The organism is Sphingopyxis sp. 550A (assembly GCF_053569535.1).
The window spans coordinates 2,078,883-2,103,040 of record NZ_CM131615.1; the positions used below are offsets into that span (position 1 = coordinate 2,078,883).

At 65.9% G+C, this 24,158-nt stretch carries 26 protein-coding genes; 8 read left to right on the plus strand and 18 right to left on the minus strand.

Going from position 1 to position 24,158, the window contains the following annotated elements:
- Positions 1-4 precede the first annotated feature (4 nt).
- Both ACVENA_RS10100 and ACVENA_RS10105 read right to left on the minus strand, forming a co-directional pair.
- Positions 5-1,027 carry an SO2930 family diheme c-type cytochrome gene (locus tag ACVENA_RS10100; protein ID WP_257550584.1) on the minus strand — a complete coding sequence of 341 codons (1,023 nt, stop codon included), beginning with the start codon at positions 1,025-1,027 and terminating at the stop codon, positions 5-7.
- Entirely contained in the window at positions 1,024-2,241 is a 1,218-nt protein-coding gene (locus ACVENA_RS10105; RefSeq protein ID WP_257550586.1) for a parallel beta-helix domain-containing protein, read from the minus strand. The genes ACVENA_RS10100 and ACVENA_RS10105 overlap by 4 nt, the downstream gene beginning before the upstream one ends.
- A gap of 111 nt (positions 2,242-2,352) precedes the next feature.
- On the opposite strand from ACVENA_RS10105, the gene ACVENA_RS10110 reads away from it, so the two are divergent.
- Positions 2,353-2,754 carry a DUF2147 domain-containing protein gene (locus ACVENA_RS10110; RefSeq protein WP_257550588.1) on the plus strand — a complete coding sequence of 134 codons (402 nt, stop codon included), beginning with the start codon at positions 2,353-2,355 and terminating at the stop codon, positions 2,752-2,754.
- Between the two features lie 30 nt (positions 2,755-2,784).
- Here ACVENA_RS10110 and ACVENA_RS10115 read toward each other — a convergent pair whose 3' ends face one another.
- Positions 2,785-3,483 carry an aspartate/glutamate racemase family protein gene (locus tag ACVENA_RS10115; RefSeq protein ID WP_257550591.1) on the minus strand — a complete coding sequence of 233 codons (699 nt, stop codon included), beginning with the start codon at positions 3,481-3,483 and terminating at the stop codon, positions 2,785-2,787.
- A 146-nt stretch (positions 3,484-3,629) separates the two neighbouring features.
- On the opposite strand from ACVENA_RS10115, the gene ACVENA_RS10120 reads away from it, so the two are divergent.
- From ACVENA_RS10120 to ACVENA_RS10130, 3 genes are read left to right on the plus strand one after another with little or no spacing between them, the layout of a single operon-like run.
- A complete protein-coding gene (locus tag ACVENA_RS10120; protein WP_257550593.1) occupies positions 3,630-4,037 on the plus strand; it encodes a DUF4383 domain-containing protein in 408 nt (135 codons plus the stop codon).
- Positions 4,034-5,095 (plus strand): hypothetical protein, encoded by a 1,062-nt coding sequence (locus tag ACVENA_RS10125; protein WP_449328680.1) that lies wholly within the window; start codon positions 4,034-4,036, stop codon positions 5,093-5,095. The genes ACVENA_RS10120 and ACVENA_RS10125 overlap by 4 nt, the downstream gene beginning before the upstream one ends.
- Entirely contained in the window at positions 5,095-5,388 is a 294-nt protein-coding gene (locus ACVENA_RS10130) for a hypothetical protein (RefSeq protein WP_257550597.1), read from the plus strand. The genes ACVENA_RS10125 and ACVENA_RS10130 overlap by 1 nt, the downstream gene beginning before the upstream one ends.
- Here the strand turns inward: ACVENA_RS10130 and ACVENA_RS10135 are convergent.
- The 5 genes from ACVENA_RS10135 to ACVENA_RS10155 form a co-directional block, all read right to left on the minus strand.
- Positions 5,378-6,943 (minus strand): FAD-binding oxidoreductase, encoded by a 1,566-nt coding sequence (locus ACVENA_RS10135; protein WP_449328681.1) that lies wholly within the window; start codon positions 6,941-6,943, stop codon positions 5,378-5,380. The two genes, ACVENA_RS10130 and ACVENA_RS10135, sit on opposite strands and share 11 nt — an antisense overlap.
- Before the next feature lie 13 nt (positions 6,944-6,956).
- Positions 6,957-8,426, minus strand: coding sequence for an NAD(P)(+) transhydrogenase (Re/Si-specific) subunit beta (locus tag ACVENA_RS10140; protein WP_449328682.1), 1,470 nt, complete (start codon positions 8,424-8,426; stop codon positions 6,957-6,959).
- A 112-nt stretch (positions 8,427-8,538) separates the two neighbouring features.
- Positions 8,539-8,820, minus strand: a complete 282-nt coding sequence (locus ACVENA_RS10145) for a proton-translocating transhydrogenase family protein (RefSeq protein WP_257550601.1) — start codon at positions 8,818-8,820, stop codon at positions 8,539-8,541.
- Between the two features lie 24 nt (positions 8,821-8,844).
- Complete coding sequence (locus ACVENA_RS10150; protein ID WP_449328683.1) at positions 8,845-9,966, minus strand: NAD(P) transhydrogenase subunit alpha; 1,122 nt, start codon at positions 9,964-9,966, stop codon at positions 8,845-8,847.
- 13 nt (positions 9,967-9,979) lie between these two features.
- A complete protein-coding gene (locus ACVENA_RS10155) occupies positions 9,980-10,099 on the minus strand; it encodes an aa3-type cytochrome c oxidase subunit IV (RefSeq protein WP_449328684.1) in 120 nt (39 codons plus the stop codon).
- 233 nt (positions 10,100-10,332) lie between these two features.
- On the opposite strand from ACVENA_RS10155, the gene ACVENA_RS10160 reads away from it, so the two are divergent.
- Both ACVENA_RS10160 and ACVENA_RS10165 read left to right on the plus strand, forming a co-directional pair.
- The gene (locus ACVENA_RS10160) at positions 10,333-11,766 is read left to right on the plus strand and encodes a sigma-54-dependent transcriptional regulator (RefSeq protein WP_449328685.1); all 1,434 of its coding nucleotides are present in this window, start codon (positions 10,333-10,335) and stop codon (positions 11,764-11,766) included.
- A 10-nt stretch (positions 11,767-11,776) separates the two neighbouring features.
- A complete protein-coding gene (locus ACVENA_RS10165) occupies positions 11,777-12,289 on the plus strand; it encodes a hypothetical protein (RefSeq protein ID WP_449328686.1) in 513 nt (170 codons plus the stop codon).
- Positions 12,290-12,296: 7 nt separating this feature from the next.
- Here the strand turns inward: ACVENA_RS10165 and folP are convergent, their stop codons facing one another.
- From folP to glmM, 8 genes are all read right to left on the minus strand, one after another.
- Entirely contained in the window at positions 12,297-13,427 is a 1,131-nt protein-coding gene (gene folP / locus ACVENA_RS10170; RefSeq protein WP_449328687.1) for a dihydropteroate synthase, read from the minus strand.
- 101 nt (positions 13,428-13,528) lie between these two features.
- On the minus strand, positions 13,529-14,668 hold the full coding sequence (locus ACVENA_RS10175; RefSeq protein WP_306998976.1) for a site-specific DNA-methyltransferase: 1,140 nt from the start codon (positions 14,666-14,668) through the stop codon (positions 13,529-13,531).
- Positions 14,669-14,889: 221 nt separating this feature from the next.
- Complete coding sequence (locus ACVENA_RS10180) at positions 14,890-15,912, minus strand: DUF2804 domain-containing protein (protein ID WP_449328688.1); 1,023 nt, start codon at positions 15,910-15,912, stop codon at positions 14,890-14,892.
- Positions 15,913-15,926: 14 nt separating this feature from the next.
- On the minus strand, positions 15,927-16,823 hold the full coding sequence (locus tag ACVENA_RS10185; RefSeq protein ID WP_449328689.1) for an oxidoreductase: 897 nt from the start codon (positions 16,821-16,823) through the stop codon (positions 15,927-15,929).
- A gap of 16 nt (positions 16,824-16,839) precedes the next feature.
- Positions 16,840-17,394: a ribonuclease HII gene (locus ACVENA_RS10190; protein WP_449328690.1), complete on the minus strand. Its 555-nt coding sequence runs from the start codon at positions 17,392-17,394 to the stop codon at positions 16,840-16,842.
- Positions 17,395-17,497: 103 nt separating this feature from the next.
- Positions 17,498-18,640 (minus strand): bifunctional hydroxymethylpyrimidine kinase/phosphomethylpyrimidine kinase, encoded by a 1,143-nt coding sequence (gene thiD / locus ACVENA_RS10195; protein WP_449328691.1) that lies wholly within the window; start codon positions 18,638-18,640, stop codon positions 17,498-17,500.
- Entirely contained in the window at positions 18,637-18,861 is a 225-nt protein-coding gene (locus tag ACVENA_RS10200; RefSeq protein ID WP_257550621.1) for a DUF1272 domain-containing protein, read from the minus strand. Before ACVENA_RS10200 ends, thiD begins: the two co-directional genes overlap by 4 nt.
- Positions 18,862-18,985: 124 nt before the next feature.
- A complete protein-coding gene (gene glmM, locus ACVENA_RS10205; RefSeq protein WP_449328692.1) occupies positions 18,986-20,326 on the minus strand; it encodes a phosphoglucosamine mutase in 1,341 nt (446 codons plus the stop codon).
- Between the two features lie 119 nt (positions 20,327-20,445).
- Between glmM and ACVENA_RS10210 the strand changes: the two genes are divergently transcribed.
- Both ACVENA_RS10210 and ACVENA_RS10215 read left to right on the plus strand, forming a co-directional pair.
- Positions 20,446-21,693: a dicarboxylate/amino acid:cation symporter gene (locus tag ACVENA_RS10210; RefSeq protein WP_449328693.1), complete on the plus strand. Its 1,248-nt coding sequence runs from the start codon at positions 20,446-20,448 to the stop codon at positions 21,691-21,693.
- Positions 21,690-22,685 carry an aldo/keto reductase gene (locus tag ACVENA_RS10215; protein WP_449328694.1) on the plus strand — a complete coding sequence of 332 codons (996 nt, stop codon included), beginning with the start codon at positions 21,690-21,692 and terminating at the stop codon, positions 22,683-22,685. Before ACVENA_RS10210 ends, ACVENA_RS10215 begins: the two co-directional genes overlap by 4 nt.
- Positions 22,686-22,833: 148 nt before the next feature.
- On the opposite strand, the gene ACVENA_RS10220 is transcribed toward ACVENA_RS10215, so the two are convergent.
- The gene (locus ACVENA_RS10220; RefSeq protein WP_449328695.1) at positions 22,834-23,382 is read right to left on the minus strand and encodes a DUF1003 domain-containing protein; all 549 of its coding nucleotides are present in this window, start codon (positions 23,380-23,382) and stop codon (positions 22,834-22,836) included.
- Between the two features lie 6 nt (positions 23,383-23,388).
- Complete coding sequence (locus tag ACVENA_RS10225; RefSeq protein WP_449328696.1) at positions 23,389-24,090, minus strand: NnrU family protein; 702 nt, start codon at positions 24,088-24,090, stop codon at positions 23,389-23,391.
- Positions 24,091-24,158: the final 68 nt, after the last annotated feature.

The window sequence follows — 24,158 nt, forward strand, 5'->3', positions numbered from 1 at the left end:
GCTCTCACTCCCCTTTCGGCATCTCCGATATCCATTCCCGCAGCAGCGCCGCGCCCTCCTTGTGCACCGTCGAGCGTCCCAGTTCGGGCATCGCGATCCCGGGGTCGAGGCTTTCGAGGCGATAGATGAGGAAGCTGTGATCGGGGTTGCCCGGCGCAATCGCGAAGTCCATCCCGCCGCTGCCGCGCCCCGCCGCCGTGGGGCGCTTGCCGATACCGTAATTGACCCCGACCGGGTCGTTCCAGCGCAGGAACAGGCCGCTGTTCGACGCGCTCCCTTGCGGGTTGTGGCAATGCGCGCAATTCGCCTCCAGATAGGCGCGGGCGCGATCCTGCACCGTGCCGCTCGTCGGGTCGTCCCAGCGCGGCATGACCGGCTTCAACGCCTCGGGATTATCGAAATAGAGCCGCTTCGCATCCGCGTTCATCGCCGTCGGCAGCACGAGGTTGCGCGCCTTGGGTCCGATCGGCTCGATCGTTCCCGCCAGATTGTGGCATTCCTTGCACTGGTTGCGGTTGGGCACGCCGTACTGGATGCTGTGCATTTCGCCGTCGGGGCTTTTGAACGTCACCGGCACGCGGCGCCCGGCGATGGCGAGCGAGGCGTCCTTGCCGTCGGCGTCCCAGATATAGGGGAGCGCGACCCAGCCCTTGGCGCGGTGGATCAAAAGCCGCGTCTCGACCGGGCGCCCGCCGTTCCAGTCGGGCCAGCCGAAGCTCTTGACGATGACGGTGCCGACCGGAAAATCGATCGTCCCGTCCGCGCGCACCTTCGCCTTCTGCCCCGCGGGGATCGAGACGAAGCGATGCTTTTCGGCATAGTCGCTGAACAGCGGCGTCTCCAGCGTATAGGCGAAGCTTGCGACCGGCCGCGCGGGATCGTTCGCGGCGAACAGCCCGAATGCCGACAGCTTCGGCGGCATCGCGTCGCCGTCGATCAGCGCCTGATCGACATGCGGCGGCGCCCCGCCGCTCGCGCCGCTCGCGCAAAGCAGCGCCGCCACCAGCGCCGCGACCGCGCGTTTCACCGGACTTTCGCCTCCATGGCTTCGGGCAGCGTGATGCCGGGGAGCGGCGCGGGCGGCGTGCCCTTCGACAGGTCGGCGGGCACCGGCTTCGCTTCGCTCTGCGGCGTCGTCACGTCGGGCAGGCCCAGCGACAGCACCCCGACCTTGTCGAGCACCACCGCGTCGCCCGCGCCGTCCCACAGGATCGGCGGAATCGCGCCGCCCAGCGCCGCCGCGATCTCGGCACCGCCAGCGAAGGCGGGGGCATAGCCCGCCTTGCCGTGCTGATTGTCGCGCACGACGATCGCTTTCGGCAGCGGCTGATATTTGGGGTCCTTCTGATCGTAGCGATAGCCGACGATCATCACATTGGCGGTGCCGTTCTGGTCGAAAGCGTTGCCGAATATCTCGACATGGGTGTTCGCCATCACCAGCACCCCGGTGCCGGTCGGCACGCTCGCGACGATATTGCCCTTCGGCGCGAAATTCGGCGTGCTGTTGTCATTGACGATATTCTCGAACACCCGGACATTGTGCCCGCCCTGCTGCGGCAGGTTCGGCAGGTCGAACACCAATATGCCGCCGGTATTCTTCGTTGCGATATTGTCGTGGACGTCGGCGTCGAAGCTGTTTTCGATCTCGATCCCCGCGACATTCTCGGTCGCGATCGAATCGCGGACGACGATATTCCTCGACTGGCCGACATAGATGCCCGCGTCGGACGCGCCGCGGACATAGACGCTGTCGATCAGCACGTCGCTGCTCTCGACCGGATAGACGCCATAAGCGCCGTTGGTCGCCTTCGGCCCGGCGGTCCATTCGACGCGAAGCTCGTGATAGACGATGCGGTCGGCGCCCTTCGACTTGATCCCATCGCCGCGCGTGTTGAGCACCGCGAAATTGGTGAGGAAAACATCGTCGGAGGTGACGAGCAGCCCCTCGCCCGCCCCCTGCTGACCCGAAAAGTCGAGGATCGACCCCGCGCCGTCCTTGGTTCCCGCGCCGCGCACGGTGACATTGTCGACGTCGAGCGACAGGCCGTCGGTCAGCTTCCATACCCCTGCGCCGAGTTCGACCGTGTCGCCGGGCTCGGCGAGGATCAGCGCCTCCTGCAGCTTTTCATTGGCGTCGGGCGTATCGGCGCTGACGCTGATCGTCTTGGCCGCCGCCGGGCTGGCGATGAAAGCCGCGACGAGGGCAAGCGTCGCCGCGTGGCAAAAGCCGTGGAATCGCATAGGTCTCTCCCTTGTTTGGGGGGATCATGCGGCAAGACTTGACGGATGCCAAGCAGGTTGCTGACATGGCTGTAGCTAATAAGCCGGGGAGAGGTCGCAGTGGTTCAAAGAATGATATGGGCGCTTGGCGCCCTGGTCGCCGTTCCGTCCGTAGCCGCCGCGCCCGCGTCGGTCGGTGGGCGCTGGAAGACCGACGACGGGAAAGCCATCGTCGCGATGGCGCCGTGCGGCGCGAAGATGTGCGGGCGGATCGAGCGCCTGCTGATCAAGCAGCCGGCGGGCGGCCAACTCGACGAGCGCAACCCCGACAAGGCGAAGCGCGGCCGCGCGGTGACCGGGCTGCAAATCTATTGGGATCTCGTACCCACCGACGACGGCTGGCGCGGTCAGGGCTATAGTCCGGAGGACGGCCGCTATTACAAGGCGCACCTGCGCGTCGCCGGCAACAAGCTCACGATGAAGGGCTGCGTCGCGGTCTTCTGCCGCACCGTGACCTGGACGCGGGTGAGCTAGTTCCCCCTCCCGCCTGCGGGAGGGGAACCGTTAGGGTGCATCCCCCAATATCCAGTCCACCCCCGCCGCAACATGGATGCGCGTCGTGTCGTAGATCGGCAGGACATTGGCGTCCGGATCGACCAGCATCACCAGTTCGGTGCAGGCGAGCACCAGCGCCTGCACATCCTGCTTGGCGATGTCGGTGATGAAGGTCCGCATCGTGCGGCGCGCGTCTTCGGTCACCTTGCCCTGCATGAGCTGGTCATAGATGATATCGTCGATCACCTCGGCGCGCGAGGCGTCATAGGGCGCGAGGGTCAATCCGTGGCGGACGAGGCGCTGGCGGAACCAGGGTTCGGCCATCACGTTGCGGGTGCCGATCACCGCCGCCGACCTGATCCCGTCGGCCTTCATCTTCTCGCCCGTCTCGTCGACGATGTGGAGCAGCGGGATAGAGATCGCCGCCGCGACATCCTCTGCGACCTTGTGCATCGAATTGGCCGCGATCATCAGCGCGGTCGCGCCCGCATCCTCCAGCCGCTTCGCCGATGCGATCAGCACCTCTTTCGCATGGTCCCATTGCTCGGGGGTCGAAAGGCGCGAAAGTTCGCAATAGTTGAGGCTTTCGAGCAGGATCGGCGCCGAGCACGACGTCCCGATCCGCTTCTGCACCCCCTTGTTGAGATGACGGTAATAAAGCTCGGTCGAGGCCCAGCTCATGCCGCCGATCAGGCCGATTTTGCGCATATGATCATTTCCCTGGTTCGAATTTTTGCCTGCCTTACCGGCAAGTTGCCGCCCGGTCGAGGCGCAGCTTGACCCGCCGCGCCGAATATCGTTCATCTGGGACGAAGGGCGGACGGCGTGCGCCGCGCGGAAGGAGGAGCCAAGCGATGGACCCGATACGCAGATGGGGCTGGATCTATTTCGCCGCGCTCGTCGCGGTGGTGATCGTCGGCTATGTCCCTGCGTTCGAGGATGCCGACGGCAATCTTTTCGGCCTGTTCAAGCTCGATCTCTATGACGACGCGCTCCACCTCGCCTCGGGCCTGTGGGGCGGGATCGCCGCCTGGCATTCGCGCCGCGCCGCCGAACAATATTTCCGGGTCTTCGGCCCGCTCTATTTCCTCGACGGGGTGCTCGGGCTCATCACCGGCATGGGCTATCTCGACGGCGGCATCTTTCTCTATGGCCCCATCGATCTGCCGCTCATCACCCGCTTCTTCGCCAATCTGCCGCACCTGATTCTCGGCGGCTGGGCGGCGTATGTCGGCTATGCGATGGCGCGGAAGACCGCGTGACCGAGCGGAAGAAGCGTCGCTTCAAAAAGCGCTACGCGCTGGCGCTGCTGATCTTCGCACTGATCCTCTGGCCGATCCTCTACATCGAACTCGGCTGCGGGCCATCGGCGCAGGCCGCCGCACCTTACCGGCCGCTGCTCGCCAACGCGGCCGACCGGCGGCCCGAGGCGCGCACGCTGCTGACCTATCCCGAATGGCACATCGTCTATTCGGCCGAGAGCCTTGGCCGCCATCTTCGGGATAAACCGCCAAGCAGCTATCGCTATTTCCGCGATATCGGCAGCTTCTGGTCGAGCTATTGCGCGCTCAATCGCGCCGCCGACCCCGGCGATGCGGGCGATGCGAAGGTGATGCTCTATACGATCGGGATCAGCTTCAGCGCCGAAATGGCGGTGAAGGCGGCGTGGGAAAACACGATCGGTCGCGCCTTCGAATGGATCGGCGGCTATCGCAGCGCCGAGGATCGCTATGCCGCAGGGGTACAGCAGCGTTACGGCGCCTTCATGCACGAAACGCCCTGGTATCGCTTTCCCTTCGGGCAGGCGTTCACCGGCCTCTGGCACACCGATTTCGGCGGGGTGCGCGGGGTCGAGCGGCGCGTCGCGCTCAGCCTCGAATATGGGGTGAAGACGGGCTATGCAAAGCTCATCGGCTGGGCGAGCGGCACCGCACTCGGCGCCGACGCGGTGCGGATGCGGCTGGTGCTGGACGCGACTCCCGAACAGGTCGCGGCGATCGACCCGCGGCTGAAGGTCATTTCGTCCGGCGCGCAAGGCACCATCGTCGACGCGCCGCGCTATGCCCAGTTCACCGACCTCGCGCAGAAGATCGCCGCTGCGGGCATCACCTTCCGCGAGATTGCGGGCAATGACGATATCTTCCTCACCGTGCTCGCGCCCGCGTCGAAGCCGGCGGGCAAGCCGCTGCTGACGATGGCGCTCGGCGACCGGCCGGGCTGGGAACGGCGCGGCTATCTGGTCAAGGTGCCCGCGCTATCGGCTCGGCTCGCCGCGCTCCCCGCCGAGGGCGCGACCCTCGAACATATCTACGATTACTGATGAAACGCACGCTGATCGGCGCCGTCCTTGCCCTGCTTGCCTGGGCAGCGATCATGCTCGCCCTGCCCTTCGTCGGCCCGTCGGGGCGGCAGGTTGCGGTGGTCGGCGACACGGGCAAGGCACTGCGCACGATCGCCGATGCCGGCGGGCGCGTCGTCGCGGTGCGCAAGAATGCGGTGATAGCGGTCGCGACCGACGATCGGGGGTTCGTGTGGCGGCTCTACCGGAACGGGGCGCCGCTGGTGATCGAGGGCCGGATCGCCGCGGCCTGTTTTCCGGTTGCTACGCGCTAGGCGCGTAACGATCATACCAACTATTCCGGAACAGCTCCTCCGGGTCCCATTTCCTCTTCTCGGCAACGAACGCATCGAACTCGGGATAGGCTCGCCGAAGCTGCTCGCCCGAATAATGAAGCTGATAGGGCAGAAAGAAGCGCCCGCCATGCTTCGCGGTCAGGTCGATCAACTCGCGGGTCAGCCGATCCATCTCCGCATTCCCCGCAGCATCGGCCGACTGGTTGATATAGAGAACGACCGAAAACGCCCGTTCGGGGGCGTAGCTCAGCGCATTCTCTTCCTTTTCGACTGCGCGGATCGAGGCGTTGAGCAGATTGGTCCTGTGCCGCTTGAACACCCCGCGCAGCTCGGCGACGAACGGCAGCAGCGCCGCGCGCGGCACGAAATATTCGTGGAGGATGTCGGTCTCGTCGCGCAGCTTGTTATAGAGATAAGGCACCGAGTCATGCATCGGGTCGTTGCGCGACACGAGGCACGCTTCGCCATCCTGCATCGCCTGCGCCCGCGTCACGGTGCAGCTTTCGATGCGATGCTCGACGTTCTTCTCGGTCCACCATTTGAGCGATTTGAGCCAGTCGGCGCGCTTCGACATATTGACCGTCAGGCGGCGCAGCTTGACCGCGCCGACCTCCGACAAGGGCGCGCGCTCCAGCCCCGCCTCGTCGGGCACTTTGGCATAGCTGTAGACGAGCGCTTCCTCGAGCAGACTGCCCGGCGCGGTCGACAAATGGGTGTAGGTGAGCCCGACCTCGGGATCGGCCTCGAGCGCCGCGAAGGTCTTCGGAAAATCCTTCGTCGCGATTACCGCGCGCGCCGAGCGGTAGATGTCGTTCGGCACCACATCGAGCGTCGCCTCGGTGACGATCCCGAACAGGCCGTAACCGCCAACGACATGGCGAAAGAGATCGGGATTCTCCGCACGCGACGCGGTGACGACGCGGCCGTCGGCGAGCATCACGCGCAGCGCGCGGATCGATCCCATCATCGCCCCGGCGCGGTGGTCCATGCCGTGCGCGTTGACCGCGATCGACCCGCCGACGGTAAAGACGTCGGTCGACTGCATCGCCTTGATCGCGAACTCGGGATGGATCTTATTCTGGATATCGTGCCAGCGCGCACCCGCGCCGACGGTGATTATGCGTGCCTCGCGGTCGAGCCGAACCGCGTTCATCCGCCGCATGTCGACGACCACACCGCCCTTGGCGAAGGCTTGCCCGCCCATGCTGTGCTTGGCGCCCGCCGCGGTCACCGGCAGCTTGTTCGCGCGCGCATAGGCGAGTGCGTCGGCAAGCTGCGCTTCGGTCGCCGGCGCGACGATGCCGCGGATCGCGGTGCGGTTGAGGCAGCTTTCATCGTTGATCGTGCCGCCCGTCTGCGCCCAGTCGGGCTCGGCGGCGGCATCGGCCTGTGCCTTGTCGAAAGCGAGCTTCGCGACGTCGGGGCCGCAATCCTTGACGCCGTCGGGGTCGGCGGCCAGCGGCGCGGCCCAGATCGCCGCGCCCGTCGCCGAGGCCGCAGCTACGCCGCCGACGACCCAGCGCTTTTTGACCATCCCGCCGTGGCCCTTAGTGCCCGCCGCCGTTGAGCGCCTTGACGATGTCGTCGGCCATCTTCTTGGCGTCGCCGAGGAGCATCATGGTGTTGTCCATATAGAAGACGTCGTTGTCGACGCCGGCATAGCCGACCCCGCCCATCGAGCGCTTCACGAACAGCACCGTCTTCGCCTTTTCGACGTCGAGCACCGGCATGCCGTAGATGGGCGAGGTCTTGTCGGTCTTCGCCGCCGGGTTGGTCACGTCGTTGGCGCCGATGACGAAAGCGACGTCGGCCTGCGCGAACTCGCCGTTGATATCCTCCAGCTCGAACACTTCGTCATAGGGGACGTTCGCCTCGGCGAGCAGCACGTTCATATGGCCCGGCATACGCCCAGCGACCGGATGGATCGCATATTTGACGTTGACGCCTTCCTTCTTGAGCACATCGGCCATTTCGCGCAGCGCGTGCTGCGCCTGCGCCACCGCCATGCCGTATCCGGGAACGATGATGACATTCTCGGCCTGGCTCATCAGGAAAGCGGCGTCGTCGGCGCTGCCCGGTTTCCACGGGCGCTGTTCCTTCGCCCCGCCGCCCGACGCCGCCGCATCGGCGCCGAATCCGCCCGCGATCACGCTGATGAAGCTGCGGTTCATCGCGCGGCACATGATGTAGGACAGGATCGCGCCCGACGAGCCGACGAGCGCGCCGGTGATGATCATCGCGGTGTTGCCAAGGGTGAAACCCATCGCCGCCGCGGCCCAGCCCGAATAGCTGTTGAGCATCGACACGACGACCGGCATATCGGCGCCGCCGATCGGAATGATCAGCAGGAAGCCGATCAGGAAGCTCAAGGCCGTGATCGTCCAGAAGACGGCCGGCGACTGGTCGGTCAGGAAATAGCCGATCAGGCCGATGATCGCCGCGAGCGTGCCGAGGTTGATGATATGGCGGCCGGGCAGCATGATCGGCGCACCCGACATGTTGCCGTTCAATTTGAGGAAAGCGATCACGCTCCCCGAGAAGGTGATCGCACCGATCGCGATGCCGAGGCCCATTTCGACGCGGCTGACGGTGAAGATCTGCCCCGCCGCATCGGCGATGTGGAAGGCCGAGGGATTGAGATAGGCCGCCGCCGCCACCGCCACCGCGGCGAGGCCGACGAGGCTGTGGAACGCCGCGACAAGCTGCGGCATCGCGGTCATCGCGATTCGCCGTGCCATGACGATGCCGATGATCGCGCCGATCGCGATCGCGCCCAATATCTCCGCCATCGCGACGGCATCGATGCCGACATAACTGTTCGCGGCATCGCCGCTTTTCCACGGCGCATGGGTGATCAGCGTCGTCACGACCGCGATGGTCATGCCGATCATGCCGTAACGGTTGCCGCGCCGCGACGAGGCGGGACTCGAAAGCCCGCGCAGCGCGAGGATGAAGAGGATGCCCGAGGCCAGATAGGCCAGTGCCACCCAGGGATTGATCGGTGCTACTTCGTGCATGTGAAACTCTTCCCCCTGACCGTCATCCCGGCGAAGGCCAGGATATCATCGCCGCGTTCGACCTCGTCGGCGAGACCCCGGCCTGCGCCGGGGTGACGAATGAACCAGCGCCTTAGCGCTCTTTCTTCTTGTACATCGCGAGCATGCGCTCGGTGACCGCAAAGCCGCCGAAGATGTTGATGCTCGCCATCACCACCGCGGCGAGGCCGAGCCATTTCGACGACGCCGATCCCGCAGCTGCGCTGGCGATCAGCGCGCCGACGATGATCACCGACGAAATCGCGTTGGTCACGCTCATCAGCGGCGTGTGCAGCGCCGGGGTCACCGACCAGACGACGAAATAGCCGACGAAACAGGCCAGAAGAAAAATCGAAAAGATGGAAATGAAGTCCATTGCGTATCTCCCGCTAGCCGCCGGTCAGGCGAGCAGCCGTTCGTTGACGACCTTGCCGCCCTGCGTCAGGCGCACCGCATTGCCGATTTCCTCGTCGAGCACGGGCTTGCCCTGTTCCTTGTCCCAGAAGGCCGAGAGGAAGTTGAAGAGGTTGCGGCTGAACAATGCGCTGGTGTCGGCGGGCATCAGCGCGGCGATATTCTTCGCGCCGATCACGGTGACGCCGTGAATCTTCTTCGCCTCGCCCGACACCGATCCTTCGACATTGCCGCCGCTTTCGGCCGCCATATCGACGATCACGCTGCCGCTGCGCATCGTCGCAAGCTGCGCGTCGGAGATCAGCCGTGGCGCGGGGCGCCCGGGGATCAGCGCGGTGGTGATGACGATATCCTGCTTGGCGATATGCGACGATACGAGTTCGGCCTGCGCCGCCTTATATTCGTCGGACATTTCGGTAGCATAGCCGCCTGTGCCTTCGCCCTCGATCCCCGCGACCGTCTCGACGAAGATCGGCTTGGCGCCGAGCGACAATATCTGTTCCTTGGTCGCCGCGCGCACGTCGGTCGCGCTGACCTGAGCGCCAAGGCGGCGCGCGGTTGCGATCGCCTGCAGCCCGGCGACGCCGACCCCCATGACGAAGGCCTTGGCGGCGCTGACCGTGCCCGCCGCGGTCATCATCATCGGAAAAGCGCGGCCATAGGCGTTCGCCGCCATCAGCACCGCCTTGTAGCCCGCGAGGTTCGACTGGCTGGAGAGGATGTCCATCGACTGCGCGCGCGTGATGCGCGGCATGAATTCCATCGCCAGCGCTTCGAGGCCGAGCTTGGCATAGTCGTCGACCCGCGCGCGCTCCCCGAACGGGTTGAGCCCGGCGGCGAGCCAGGCGCCGTCGGCAAAGCCCTTCAGCCCCGCGGGGTCGGGTCCCTGAACCGCGAGGATGATGCCCGCGCCCTTCAGCACCTCGGCGCGGCTGCCAACGGAGGCCCCTGCGGCGACATAGTCGGCGTCGGCGATCGACGCCTGCTCCCCCGCTCCCTTTTCGACGGCAAGTTCGGCACCCAGCCCAATGAATTTCTTCACGGTTTCGGGAGTCGCGGCGACGCGGGTCTCGCCGGGGGCGAGCTCCTTCAATACGGCGATGCGCATGCCGGAGGGCCGGTCAGGAGATCAGAAGGACGACGATGATCGCCACGACCGCACTCGCGATTGCGCCGACCTTGAACAGGCTCAGGAAACCCGCATAGGTTTCGTTCGCCGCTTTCATTTCCTGCTGTGCCATGACCTGTCCCCTTTGCCATTCTGTCCGAAAGGCACGCGCCCGCGCGCCCAGAATCGAAATATCGCGCCGGTCTTAGCCACGCCGCCCCCGATGCTCAAGGACACTTTGGTCAAATCGGACTGCGGCAAAAGCCGAACGGCCTTAATGCCCCTTTTACCCCTAGCGGCTACAACTTGGCGCGACCGCGGAATCCGGCATGGCAAATGTCGCCAAAAGGGGGCAGAATCAGAACGATGGCGAATGCGCGCGACACGCGAATGGTGATGATCGTCGACAGCGAGCCTGCCCAGCAGCGCTTTCTGTCGGCCCTGGTCTCGCGCGGCGGCTGGCGCAGCGTCGTCGCGGGCGATACCGACACCGCGCTCGCCAAGCTCGGCACGCAGGAGGGGATGACGCTCGACGCCGTGCTCGTCGACCAGGGCACGCCGGGGATGCCGATCGCCGAATTCGTCGCCGAACTGCGCCGCTGGCGCCCGGCACTGCCGTTGATCGTCATCACGATGCGCAACGGGGTCGAGATCGCGGTCGCGTCAATGCGCGCGGGCGCGAGCGATTTCGTGCAGAAGCCGATCGCCCCCGACCGGCTGCTCGGCGCGCTCGACCGCATCGTCGCGCCGAACGGCCCGCAAGGCGAACTCCGCCCGCTCACCGAAAAGCTCCGCGCCCCGCTGGCGTTCGAGGAGATTATCGGGTCGAGCCCCAATTTCCGCAGCGCGCTCGCCATCGCCGCCAAGGCCGCGCGCGCGCGCGTCCCGGTAATGATCAACGGCAAGCCCGGTACCGGCAAGGAAGTCTTTGCCCGCGCGATCCACAGCGCATCGCCGCGCGCGCGCGGCCAGCTCGTCATGGTCGATTGCTCGGCGGTGTCGCCGGGGCTGATCGGATCGGGGCTGTTCGGCCACGAACGCGGCGCCTTTCCCGGCGCCTTCGACCGGCAGGTCGGCCGCCTGGTACAGGCCGACGGCGGCAGCATCATCATCGACCATGTCGAATGCATTCCGCTGGAAACGCAGGCAAAGCTCGTCGAATTCCTGAACAGCGGCGAAGTCCAGATGATCGGCGGCTCGATCCGCCAGAGCGTCGATGTCCGCATCATCGCAACGAGCACCAGCCCGCTCGACAAGCTGATCGAGGCGGGGCATTTCCGCGAAGACCTCTTCTACGCGCTGTCGACCGCGCAATTCACTTTGCCCTCGCTTTCGGAGCGCCGCGGCGACGTCGGCCCGCTCGCGCGCCATCTGCTCGCGCGCATCGGCGGCCTGCCCGGCATGGGGCCGATCGGCATCACCGACGACGCGCTGCGCCTGCTCGCCGCTTATGCCTGGCCAGGCAATGTCCGCCAGTTGCAGGACGTGCTGTTCCGCGCCGCGACGTCGAGCAAGACCGACGTCCTGACCAGCGCCGATCTCAAGGCAATCGAAGCCGCGCTCGGCGGCGGCACGCCGGGGGGCGAAGGCGATGTCGCGATCAACGGCGAAGCGATCGGTATCACGCTTTACTTGCCAGACGGCAATTTGCGGCCGCTGGAAGAGATCGAAGCCGACGTCATCCGCCTCGCCATCGGCCACTATCGCGGCCGCATGAGCGAAGTCGCGCGGCGGCTGGGGATCGGGCGCTCGACGCTCTATCGCAAGCTCAGCGATCTGGGGATCGATACGGCAGCTTGAGAGAGCAAATATGAGAATATATGACAACCCACCGAACAGCGATGCCTTATATCTGGGCGATGGCGAATGGATGAGTTGGGACGACTTCGGCGAAGATGAAGATTTCGACGAAGTTATCGAACAACCGGAAGCGAGCGAAGCACCATTCGACCCCGATCCCCGTCTCACAGAAATCTTCGACCGTCTACTCGGTACGGCTAGGGATTATCACGACCTTACCGGCAAGCATCTGCAAGTTTATGGCGATCTCGGCGAGCTGCATGGCGCGATAAAATATGGAATCCGGCTTCACCGGAACTACGCACAGGGTTCAGATGGCCGATTGGGAAATGACCTGATCGAGATCAAGACCATTAGTCCGATCAAATCAACCAACATTATCGAACTGAATCTCAGCAGAAACTTCAGCAAGATTCTTATCGTCAAAATCGATGAGAACTTTGAAATTCATTCAAAGTTGATTGGGCGCAAATCTCTTCGCAAGAAGCAAGGCAAGAAGCGCATCAACTGGAGCGCATTTTAGCTGACTGTCACCCCGTCAACGCCGCATCTCTGAGCCCGCGCCATACCCGCAGTGCCTGCCGGTTCTCCGCCACGTCATGCACGCGCAGCAACTGCGCACCCTGCGTCGCCGCCTGATAATGCAGCGCCACGCTACCGCCCAGCCGCGCGTCGGCGGGTGCCTCATTATCGAGCGCCCCGATCATCCGCTTGCGGCTGGCGCCGAACAACAGCGGACAACCGAGCGTGTGGAACAGCGCCAGCGCGTTCACCAGCGCCAGATTATCGCCGACACCCTTGCCGAAGCCGATGCCCGGATCGACGATGATCTTCGCGGGGTCAATCCCCGCCGCCTTGCACGCCGTGACGCGCTCGGCGAGCAGGTCGTAGACGTCGAAAACGGGGTGCTCATAAGAGCCGCCCTCGTGCGGATCGCTCTTCGCCGACGGCGCGTGCATCAGCACGACCGGGCAGCCGGCCCGTACGACGACCTCCATCGCCCGCTCGTCGTAGCGGAGTGCCGAAATATCGTTAACGATCGTCGCGCCGGCCGCCAGCGCGGCCTCCATCACAGCGGCCTTGCGCGTGTCGATCGACACCGCGACGCCGCCCTTCGCAAGCGCCGAAACGACGCCTTCGACGCGGCCGATCTCGTCGCCTTCCCAAATCAGCGGCGCGCCCGGCCGAGTCGATTCGCCGCCGACATCGACAATCGCAGCGCCCGCCGACGCCATGGCGAAACCCGCGTCGACCGCCGCCGCGGTGTCGACATGCTTGCCGCCGTCCGAGAAGCTGTCGGGGGTGACGTTGAGGATGCCCATGAGCTGCGGCTCGCCCAGCCGCACGACGCGCTCGCCGAGCTGGAGATTGCCGCGCGGGCGCGCCACCGCGGCGCGCTGCGCCGTTGTAGCTTCGGCGAGCCGGTCGGGCATCGCCGCGATCCACGCGTCGAGTTCGGGCACCGGAACGATCGCCGATTTGACGCTGCCGTCGTCGCGCAGGCTGACGTGCCACGCCGCGAACCAGACCATCGTGTCGGCAAGGCGCAGGCAGGCGTCGTCCAGCTCGTGCGGACGATCGACGAAGCAGGCCGGGCGGAGGTAGACGCGCGCGTCTTCCCACGTCGTGCCGAGGTCGGGTTTGGTCAGCGGAGCGAACATAATCCCTACCCTTTTTCCGTCATTGCGAGCGAAGCGAAGCAATCCAGAGCGGTTTACGCGAACCCTGGATTGCTTCGCTTCGCTCGCAATGACGCAGTCTATTACGCCTCGTTCGCGAGCAGCCAGTCCTGCCGCACCGCGTCGATCACGCGCAATTGCTTGCCGTCGTCGATATGCCAGAAAGTCCAGCCGTTGCAGCTTGGCGCGCCCTGAACGCCGGCGCCGACCTTGTGGATCGACCCCGCGTCCTGTCCGGCGCAATCGAGCGAGCCGTCGACGCGCACTACCGCCTTCCAGCGGCGTTTGGCGTCGGTCAGCACCGATCCTGGCGCGATCATTCCGCCTTCGACGAGCGTCCCGAAGGCGACGCGCGTCGCGGCTTTCGGCGCCATCATCGTCTTTACCGTGCTCTCGTCGAGCGGCAGCGCCATTTCGATGCGCTCTTTCGCCGCCGCGATATAATCATCCTCGCGCTCGATGCCGATGAAATGGCGGCCGAGGCGCTTCGCGACCGCTCCGGTGGTGCCGGTGCCGAAAAAGGGGTCGAGGATCACGTCGCCGGGGTTCGAGCAGGCGAGCAGGATGCGATAGAGCAAGGCCTCGGGCTTCTGCGTCGGGTGGACCTTGTGCCCGCCCTTCTTCAGCCGCTCCTGCCCGCCGCAGATCGGGATCAGCCAGTCGCTGCGCATCTGCAATTCGTCATTGAGCGTCTTCATCGCGCGATAGTTGAAGGTGTAGCGCGCCTTCTCTCCCATCGAGGCCCAGATGAGCGTCTCGTGCGCGTTGGTGAAACGCGTGCCCTTGAAATTGGGCATCGGGTTCGCCTTGCGCCACACGATGTCGTTGAGGATCCAATAGCCTTGATCCTGCAAGGCAGCTCCGACGCGGAAGATATTGTGATAGCTGCCGATGACCCAGATGCTGCCGCCGGGCTTCAGGATGCGTTTCGCTTCCTTCAGCCACGCATGGGTGAAGCGGTCATAGGTCGCGAGGCTGTCGAACTTGTCCCATTCGTCGTCGACCGCATCGACCTGGCTGCCGTCGGGGCGATGCAGGTCGCCGCCGAGTTGCAGATTATAGGGCGGATCGGCGAAGATCATGTCGATCGACGCGGCGGGCAGCGAGCGCATCATATCGATGCAATCGCCCTGCAGGATGCTGTCGAGCGGCAGGTCGGCCGGAACCGCCTTCGGTGTCCGCTGCTTCGCCGCCGGGGCCTTGACCCGTTCCATCACACCCATGCCGCTTGCCCCTGTTTCCATTGCAAAGAAGGCCTTGATGAGTCCGGCGGAGTCCGCCGTCAAGCCCAGGACTCTAGGGATTCCGCGTGTCGAAATGGTTAAGGGGAGGAGAACGAAAGGAGTCTGCCACGACATATGGAGTCTGTCGCGACTCGCGGACTCAACCACTGGTGGTGTGACGATCGGGACTCACTCGCGGAAAAAATTTCGCGCAGCGATGGCTACCAGCGGTTCGAGACCTTCTCGGCGAAGCCCGGCAGGTCGCGGACGGTCAGCGCGGTGCCGTCGTCGAGGATCGCTCGGCCGGAGAAATAGCCGAAGACCTGATCCTGCTCGGTCTGGACCATCCCGGCATCGACCTTCGCCCAGCGGTTGACCGCGGGCGCGAAATCCATCTCGAAGCGGCCGTCGTTACTCGTAAAGCGCCACGGCGCGCTGTCGGGCGCGCCATTGGGCATATGGAAGGTCACCTGATCGAGCTTGTGCGCGCGGCCATCGACGAACAGCATATTCTCGCTCGCCGCCGAGGTGTCGCCAAAACCGTAGCCGATGTTGAAACCGAACGGGCGTCCGTCGACCAGCCCCGACGCCGATCCCCAATACCAGACATTGTCATAGGTCCAGACGCCGCGCCCCCAGTCGAGCACCGCAAAGCCAGTTTCCGGCACGAAATCATGCGATTCGGACCCGTTTTTCACACGCCCCTGCGCTGGCATGCAGTTGATCTTCTGGTTGTAGTAAAAGGCCTGCATATCGTCGGCGAAGGGCGTTGCGATCACCATCCGGTCCATCGCGGGCTGATCGAGCCAGATCTCGCCCGACAGCCCGCGACCGTCGTCGAAATCGGGCGCATGGACGGTCAGCCGCCGTCCGCCGGGCTCGTGCCGGAAAGCGAGTTCGAGCCCGCCCTGCGTTTGAACGATATCACCGCGATCGGCGCTCGGCGGCAGCGCCATGCCGCCCATCGGTTCCGCGACCAGCGCACCGTGATTGACGAAGCTCCGTCCCCGCAAATCCATCCACGACACGCCGAGAAAGCCCACATAGCCATTGTCGGCGACGGTCAATGCGAGCCCGAAATCGGCATCGAGCACGCAATAATAATCCCATTCCTTGATCCGCGCCGGATTGGCGGCGATCGCGGCGCGGTCGTAGCGGCGCACCTCGCGCGTCGCATAGCCGGGGTCGATCAGATGCCCGGCGGCGTCGTGCAGCGGGCCCGCGCCCATAAGATGCTGCGCCATCCCCCGCGTCCCTTTCACAGCCCCGGATCGACGCCGGTGAGATCGATCGAACGGTTCCACAGCTCGCGCGCCGGTTTCGGGTCGCGCGCCTTGCCGCTGGCGCGCGCCGGGCCCGAACGCCCCGATATCTCGCCCAGGCCCTGCGGCCCCAGATAGTCGCCGCCCTGCACATGCGCGCCGGTCGCCGCCTGCAAGGTCGGCCAGGCGCCCTGCGCCGCGCTGTTGAAGAAGGGGGTCGCGAGCGGCGTCATGCCGCGCAGCGGGAACGGCAGGTGCCGCGTGAGCTCGGTCAGCGCGACGCCCGGATGACAGCCGATCGCCTGCGTCGCGCGGCCCGCGGCGCTGAGCCGCCGGTCGAGCTCGAACATGAAGAGCAGGTTCGCGAGCTTGCTCGTCTGGTAGCGCTGCCAGTGATGATAGCTGCGCTGCGCGCCAAGGTCGCTGTAATCCATCGCCCCACCCTTGTGCGCAAGGCTGGCGGTGACGACGATGCGGTCGTCGACATGGCCGTGGACCAGCCCGGTGAAGGCGAAGGTGCCGAGGTGGTTGACCCCGAATTGCAGCTCATACCCCTGCTTCGTCAGCGTCCGCGGCGGGATCATCACCCCGGCGTTGTTGATCAGCGCATCGATCCGCGGCCCCGCCAGCACCACTTTCGCCGCCTCCTTCACCTGATCGAGATCGGCGAGGTCGAGCGGCTGGAACGACAGGTCGGCGGCGGGCGTATCGGCGCGGATGCGGTCCATCGCCGCCTCGGCGCGGCCCGCGTCGCGGCAGGCGAGCACGACATGCGCGCCGCGCGCCGCCAGCAGCTTCGCCGCCTCGAAACCGATCCCGGCGTTGGCGCCGGTGATCAGGAAGCGCCGTCCGCTCTGGGTCGCAACGTCATCGGCCGTGAATCCGCTGCGCATCGCCCTCTCCCGTCCGTCAGATCAGCATGAGCTGCGCGACCGGTGCGAAGCTCGCGCGGTGGTGCGGCGTCGGCCCATGCTTGCGCAGCGCCGTCATATGTTCGGGCGTGCCATAGCCCATATTTCGTTCCCAGCCAAAGCCCGGATAGTCGCGCGCCGCGGCGACCATGAAGCGGTCGCGATGCTCCTTGGCGATGATGCTCGCCGCCGAAATGCACGGATGGAGCGCGTCGCCGCCGACGATCGCGCGCGCGCGGTAGCGCCATTTGGGCAGGCGGTTGCCGTCGACCAGCACCTCGTGCGGGTCAAAGCCCAGCGCCTCGACCGCGCGGGCCATCGCGAGGAAGGTCGCCTGCAGGATGTTGATGCGGTCGATCTCCGCGACGCTTGCCTCGCCGACGCCCCAGCGGCAGCGTGCCTTGATCAGAATCTCCAACTCGCCGCGGCGTTTCGCGGTCAGCTTCTTGCTGTCGTCGAGCCCGGCGATGCCGCCCTCGCATAGCAGCACCGCCGCCGCGACGACCGGCCCCGCAAGCGGCCCGCGCCCGGCTTCGTCGACGCCGACGATCATTGGTCCCCCTCCCGCTTGCGGGAGGGGTCAGGGGAGGGTCTGTCGAGATCGGGCACGCGGGAAACATGCCCTCCCCCAGCCCCTCCCGCAAGCGGGAGGGGAGCTAGATCCGCCACGGCGGGTATCTCCGATATTCGCCCGCCTGATAGAGGCAGAGGCGATTGCCAGAGGGATCGGTCAGCCGCGCCTCGCGCCAGCCCCATTCCTCGTCCTTCGGCATCTGCTCGAACGGCACCCCGCGCCGGGCGAGATAGGCGACCCAGGCATCGAGGGCGCCGCTTTCCAGATAGGTCGTCGTGCCGCCCGCCGTGCCATCGCCGACATGAATCGACAGGGTCACGCCATTCGCGGCCTCGAACCTTGCGTATCCATTTTCAGGGCTGTCGACGATCTGCGTCAGGCCGAGTTGCTTGTAGAAAGCGACCGACGCCGCATAATCGTTCGCCGGCAGCGTGATCTGGTTGAGCGCGGGTCCGGTGAACAGTCCGTCGTTGCGCACCGCCTGCTGTCCCATCGGGCCATGCCCGCTCCCCAGCCCCGGCGCATCGAGCAGCGACAGCCGTACGAAATCGCGCGCGCGCGCGATCGCGGGTTCCAGCGGCATCCCCTGCGCCAGCCCGGTCGCGATCGCGCTCGCCAGCGTGCAGCCGGTGCCGTGGCTGTGCGGCGTGTCGATGCGCGGCGCTTCCCAGCGCGCGACCTCACCCTCGCCGGTTTCGAAGAGGCGGTCGATCACCGTCTCGCCCTCGGCATGGCCGCCCTTCACCAGCAGCGAGCAGCCATGCGCGAGCACCGCCTCTTCGCCGCCGAGCGCTTCGAGCTCGGGCAGGTTCGGGGTCGCGACCATCGCGCGATTCAGCAGCGCGCGAAACGCCGCGATCGTCGCGGCATCGGCGAGCACCGATCCGCTCGTCGCGATCATCACCGGATCGAACACCACCGCGACCTCGGCCAGATCGGGCCGCGTCAGTCGCTCGGCGACCGCGGCGGCCGTCTCCGCGCTGCCGATCATGCCGATCTTCACCGCATCGACGCCGATGTCCGATGCGACGCTGTCGATCTGCGCGAGCACCATGTCGGTCGGGATCGCATGGACGCCCTGCACGCCCAGCGTATTCTGCGCGGTGATCGCGGTGATCGCGGTCATCGCGTGGCCGCCGAGCATCGTCACCGCCTTGATGTCGGCCTGGATGCCCGCACCGCCGCCGCTGTCGGAGCCGGCAATAATCAGAACGCGTGCAGTCAACGCTTGAACTTTCGCTCCGTCGAAGCCGGGAATTTGTGCAGCGCCGCGCCCTCGCGCAGCGGTCGGTCGAGCAGGTCGCCGCCGCAATTGGGGCAGCGCTCGTCGAGCTTGTCGGCGCAGGTCGCGCAGAAGGTGCACTCGAACGAGCAGATGAACGCGCCGTGGATGTCGGCGGGCAGATCGCGGCCGCAACGTTCGCAATCGGGTCGCATTTCAAGCATATGGATATTCCTTAAAGGCCGTTCGCCCTGAGCTTGTCGAAGGGCCGTTCTTCCTGCACCGTTCATAGAGAAGAGAACGGTGCTTCGACAAGCTCAGCACGAACGGGGGGAGACTATTCGGTGCTCAATTCGCGGCCGCGACACGCACCGCATCGCAGATCATGTCGACCACCTGTTCGACCTGCCCGGCATCGTCGCCTTCGGCCATCACCCGGATCACCGGTTCGGTGCCTGAGGTACGGATGACGAGGCGGCCGCGGCCGTTCAGTGCCGCTTCGCCCTCGGCGATCGCCGCCTGGACGTCGCCATTCTCGAGCGGCTTGCCGCCGGCGAAGCGGACATTCTTCAAAAGCTGCGGCACCGGATCGAATTGGTGCAGCAATTCGCTCGCGGGTTTTTCCGACCGCACCAGCTCGGCGAGCACCTGCAGCGCCGCGAGCGTGCCGTCGCCGGTCGTCGCATGATCCGACAGGATCATATGCCCCGACTGCTCGCCGCCGACGTTGAACCCGCCGCTCTTCATCCGCTCGAGCACGTAGCGGTCGCCGACCTTGGTGCGTTCGAGCCGCAGCCCCTCGCCCTCCAGAAAGCGTTCGAGCCCCAGGTTCGACATCACCGTCGCGACGATCCCACCGCCTTTCAGCAGCCCCTGCCGCGCCCAGCTCGCGCCGATCAGCCCCATGATCTGGTCGCCGTCGACGATCGCGCCCTTTTCATCGACGACGATCAGCCGGTCGGCGTCGCCGTCGAGCGCGACGCCGATGTCGGCACCGCTCGCGACCACGGTTTCCTGGAGCAGGCCGGGGGCGGTCGAACCGCAGCGGTCGTTGATGTTGACGCCGTTGGGCTCGACCCCGATCGCGACGACGTCGGCCCCCAATTCCCAGAACACCGTCGGCGCGCTGTTATAGGCGGCGCCGTTGGCACAATCGAGCACGATCCTGAGGCCGTCGAGCCGGACCGATTCGGGCAGGCTCTGCTTCACGTCGTGGATATAGCGGCCGCGCGCGTCCTCGATACGCTTCGCGCGGCCGACATGCGCAGGCTGGGCGAGCGCCGGCTCCTGCGTCAGCCGCTGCTCGATCTGCGCCTCGTCCTCGTCGGACAATTTATAGCCGTCGGGGCCGAATAATTTGATGCCGTTGTCGGCATAGGGATTGTGGCTCGCCGAGATCATGACGCCGAGGTCGGCGCGCATCGATCGCGTCAGCATCGCGACCGCCGGGGTCGGCATCGGCCCGACCTGCACCACGTCCATGCCGACGCTGGTGAAGCCCGCGACCAGCGCATTTTCGAGCATATAGCCCGACAATCGCGTATCCTTGCCGATCACGACGCGATGCTTGTGGGCGCCGCGCAGGAAATGCGCGCCCGCCGCCATGCCGACGCGCATCGCGACCTCCGCGGTCATCGGAACCTGATTGGTCAGTCCGCGAATCCCGTCGGTTCCGAAAAACTTGCGCATGCCACCTCTGCTACTTAATCCGGGTCGCAGGACAAGAGCCGACCCCGGCATATAGGGAGGCCCTAGGTCACCCGTTTTTGCTTGGCAAGCTGGGCTCTCTTCCTTTGGGGGATTTGAACTTGAAATCGGCATGGATCATCCTTTCGGCGCTGGTCGCCGGCATGTTGCTCGGGATCGGGATCGAGATGGCGTCCCCCGACACCGGCACCGCCTCGCTGCCTTTCATCGAACCGGTGGGTATCCTGTGGCTGAACGCGCTCAAGATGACGATCGTCCCGCTCGTCGTCGCGTTGCTCGTCACCGGCATCACCGCCACCGCCGACGCCGCGCGCGCGGGCAAGCTCGCGGGGCGCGCGGTCGCGACCTTCATCGGCGCCAATATTCTCGCCGGACTGATGACGCTGCTGCTGCTGCCGCTTCTCCTGAAGCTCTTTCCGCTTTCGTCCGCTGCCGCCGAAGGGCTGCGCCACGGGCTCGGCGGAACCCCCGGCACGGGGGCGTCGCCGAGCTTCGCCGACTTCCTGCTGTCACTCATCCCGACCAATCCGATCGCCGCCGCGGCGGAAACCGCGATCCTGCCGCTGATCGTCTTCACCACCATCTTCGCTTTCGCGATCACCCGCGTCGGCGGCGCCGAGCGCGCGATCCTGTCGGGCCTGTTCAAGGCGCTCGGCGACGCGATGCTCGTGGTCATCGGCTGGGTGCTCGCACTCGCGCCGATCGGCGTCTTCGCGCTCGGCTATGCGCTCGCGGTCAAGGCCGGGGTCTCGGCCTTCGGCGGGCTGCTCCATTATGTGCTGATGCTCTCGGCAATCGGGGCCGCGACGATCCTGCTCGGCCTGCTGCTCGCGGTGCTCGTCGCCGGCATTCCCCTGCCGCGCTTCCTCCGCGCGATGGTACCGCCCTTCGCGGTGGCGCTCAGCACCCAAAGCTCGCTCGCCAGCCTGCCCGCGATGCTGCGCGCGACCGCCGATCTGGGCGTCGATCCCAAGAAGGCCGACGTCGTGCTGCCGCTCGCGGTCGCGCTGTTCCGCTTCACCAGCCCGGCGATGAACCTCGCGGTGGTCGTCTATGTCGCGTGGCTGTTCGGCATTTCGCTGTCGCCATGGGCGCTGGCGGTCGGCCTCGCGGTCGCGCTGGCGGCGGCGCTCTCTTCGGTCAGCCTGCCCGGGTCGATCAGCTTCGTCACCTCGATCGCGCCGATCGCGATCGCGATGGGGGTGCCCGTCGCGCCGTTGGGGCTGCTCGTCGCGGTCGAGACCTTTCCCGACATCTTTCGGACCATCGGCAATGTTATCGCCGATGTCGCCGCCACCAAATTCGCCGCCGATGGAGTCGACAGCGACAGCACAGGAGAAACGCCATGAAATATCGCAAGCTCGGCCAGGGTCTCACCGTCTCCGCGATCGGCATCGGCTGTATGCCGATGATCAAGGGCGGCAATATCCTCTATGGCGAGGCCGCCGACATGGACGAGGCGATGCGGACGATCCACCGCGCGATCGACCTTGGCGTCACCTTTTTTGATACCGCCGAAATCTATGGCCCGTTCAGCAACGAGGAACTGCTCGGCGAAGCGATCCGCGGCAAGCGCGAGGGGCTCGTCATCGCCACCAAATTCGGCTTCAAATTCGACGGCAAGCAGATCGTCGGCGTCGATGGCTCGCCCGAAAATGCGCGCCGCGCCTGCGAAGGTTCGCTCCAGCGGCTCGGCATCGACACGATCGACCTCTTCTATCAGCACCGCGTCGACCCCTCGGTGCCGATCGAGGATACGGTCGGCGCGATGATGGAGCTCGTCAAGGAAGGCAAGGTCCGCCACATCGCGCTGTCCGAGGCCGGCCCCGAAACGCTGCGCCGCGCCGCCAAGGCGGCGCCGATCACCGCCTTGCAGAGCGAATATTCGATCTGGGAGCGCGACGTCGAGGCCGAAATCCTGCCCGTCTGCCGCGAGCACGGCATCGGCTTCGTCCCCTATTCGCCGCTCGGCCGCGGCTTCCTCGCGGGCGCCGTGCGCAGCCGCGACGAACTGCCGGAGAACGACTGGCGGCGAAACGACCCGCGTTATTCGGATGAGAATCTGCCCGCAAACCTCGCGATCGTCGACGCGATCGCCGGGGTCGCTGCAAAACATGGCGTGTCGAACGCGCAGGTCGCACTCGCCTGGCTGCTCGCACAGGGGGACGACATCGTGCCGATCCCCGGCACCAAGCGTCGCGCGACGATGGAGGACAGCGTCGCCGCCGCCGACCTCACCCTGACCGCCAACGACCTCGCTGCGATCGAAGCCGCCGCGCCGGTGGGCGGGACGAGCGGTCCGCGCTATGGGGAACAAGGTATGCGGATGGTGCGGCTGTAGGATTTCCGGGTTTCGACCGAACTCCGTCATCCCGGCGTAGGCGGGGATCTCGCTGGTGCGTCATTACGATAGGGTGAGATCCCGGCCTTCGCCGGGATGACGAAAGTGGCTGGGAATGCCCGCTCCCCACCCCAAAGCCGCCGTCCCCCTACCCCCTCCGATCCAACCGCTCGCACAAGTCCTCGACCTTCTCGCGAAGCTCGTGAAACCGCATCTGATCGAGCTTTTCGTGCAGCCGCATGATCTCCAGCTCGGCGCGCAGGTTGATCTCATAATCCAGTTTCTCGGTCAACCGGTCCTTCGCCGCCTGCCGGTTCTGGCTCATCATGATCACCGGCGCCTGGATCGCGGCCAGCATCGACAGCATCAGATTGAGAAAGATGAAGGGAAACGGGTCGAAGCTGAGCCCCAAACCCTCGAACGCTTTCGAGTTGATCAGCATCCACACGAACAGCACGATCGCAAAGCCGATGATGAACCCCCACGATCCGCCGATCGCCGCGACACGGTCGGCCAAGCGTTCGCCGAAGCTCGTCTGCGACGGATCGGGGTCGTCATCGCCGCCGTCCGGGCTGCGGCTCGTCGGCGCGCGTTCGGCGATCGCAAGAATGACGCGCTGCTCGCCCCCGTCGAGTTGGTCGTAAGCGCGGCCGAGCAGGCGCAGCGACAGGTCAGCGACTTTTTCCTCTTGATTCATCGCGCCCTATCCCACCCAGCGCCAGATCCCCGCGACCATATAGCCGAGCGCACCATGCGCCCAGGTCGCGGCGAGCCACAGCACTATTCCGCCAAACAAGGCATGTCCGCGCGGGATGGTGTTGCCCCATGGGGTCGTGCCCGCGACCTGCCGGGCGAAGGGAATGAAGCTCGTCCGCGCGGCCCAGTGCCGCCACGCATCGCCCATCAGACGCGCTTTCTTCGCGTCCTGCCCCGCCGATCCGACGAGCGCGAGAAAGGCGATGATCGCCGACAGCGCAATCTGACCCGGCGTCGGCATCACCAGCACATGCGCGAGCGCCCAGAGCGCAAAGCCCCACATCATCGGGTGGCGGGTGATCGCGAAGACCCCGCGCGGCGCGCCCTGCGCGCTCGCTGCGGCACCCGGCGCGGGCAGCGCGGGATTGCCGATCAGCGACCCCATGAACAGGATGCTCGCGAGCAGCACGAGCAGCGAAGCGACCGCCCACGGCGGATCGCCGACGGTCCAGAGCGGCGGCTCGGGCGGCAGGCCGCGAAACGCCTGCACCATCAGGACGAAGGTCGCGATCGCGACGACCGAATAGACGATCAGGAATCCGCGCTCGCCGAGCCCTCGCGCCAGCCCGTCGCGCAGCGGGTGCGACAGGGCAAGATGCGAGCCGACGAACAATGCGCCGGTGACGACAAGAAGCGAAATGGGCTGCATCGGAGTCCTCTCCTCCCAGCGCCGCCGTCCATTTCCTTGTCATCCCGGCGAAGGCCGGGATCTCACCC